Origin of the sequence: Microvirga soli (assembly GCF_016734765.1) — a bacterium.
Classification (GTDB): domain Bacteria; phylum Pseudomonadota; class Alphaproteobacteria; order Rhizobiales; family Beijerinckiaceae; genus Microvirga; species Microvirga soli.
On the sequence record NZ_JAERQE010000158.1, the window covers coordinates 1 to 875 of the forward strand.

An 875-nucleotide genomic window follows, 5' to 3' on the forward strand; every position below is an offset into this window, starting at 1 on the left:
GCAGTCTCTCAAAGCGCCAAGTGTACTCCTCAATCGCGCAACGCACCTGGTCCCAACAACGTTCCGCTACCAAACAGTTAGGGTTGCGTGACAGCGCCTGCACAGTTAGACTAAGCTCAATAAACTAAGTTCTACGGTGCGGATATGGATACGGTAAACATTCACCACGCGAAGACCCATCTCTCGCGTCTGGTCGAGCGGGCGGCCAAGGGCGAAAGCTTCGTCATCGCCAAAGCAGGCAAGCCCTTGGTCAAGGTCGTGCCGCTGAGTGCTCCCGAAGCCGCTCAGGTCAAGCGGGTCGGGTTCCTGTCTGGCCAAGTGCAGGTCCCCGCCGATTTCGACCGCATGGGCGACGAGGTCATCGACGCGCTCTTTAGCGGCCAGTCATGAAGCTTCTCCTCGATACTCACGTGCTTCTCTGGGCCGCGGGCGAACCGGATAAGCTGTCTGACGAAGCCCTCCGCCTGATCGAGGCGCCCGACAATGAACTGTTCTTCAGCGCGGCGAGCCTGTGGGAAGTCTCCATCAAGAGCAGTCTCGGTCGAAGCGACTTTGCCGCGGACGCCCGGGTCTTGCGGCGCGGTTTGCTGGATAACGGCTACAGTGAACTGCCGGTGGTCAGCGAACATGCCGTGGCCATTGTCGGATTGCCGGCGATCCACAAGGATCCCTTTGATCGCATCCTGATCGCACAAGCCATGATCGAGGGGATCACGTTGCTCACAGCCGACGCAATCGTCGCCCAGTATGCGGGACCGATCCGGAAAATCTAACTCCCCTCCCCTCTTGGGCGTTGTCACGTTAACCCGGACATGAGGTCGAGCGGTGTAGATGGGCTGGCATGATCGAGTCCGTCAGCTACAAACGCCATCGCT

2 protein-coding genes are annotated in these 875 nt (G+C 59.3%); both read left to right on the forward strand.

The genetic code is table 11. The features are described from left to right. The first annotated feature begins 144 nt into the window (after window positions 1–144). Window positions 145–390, forward strand: a complete 246-nt coding sequence (locus JKL45_RS29645) for a type II toxin-antitoxin system Phd/YefM family antitoxin (protein ID WP_201865356.1) — start codon at window positions 145–147, stop codon at window positions 388–390. Beyond that, the gene (locus JKL45_RS29650) at window positions 387–773 is read left to right on the forward strand and encodes a type II toxin-antitoxin system VapC family toxin (RefSeq protein WP_201865358.1); all 387 of its coding nucleotides are present in this window, start codon (window positions 387–389) and stop codon (window positions 771–773) included. Before JKL45_RS29645 ends, JKL45_RS29650 begins: the two co-directional genes overlap by 4 nt. The last annotated feature ends 102 nt before the right edge of the window (window positions 774–875 follow it).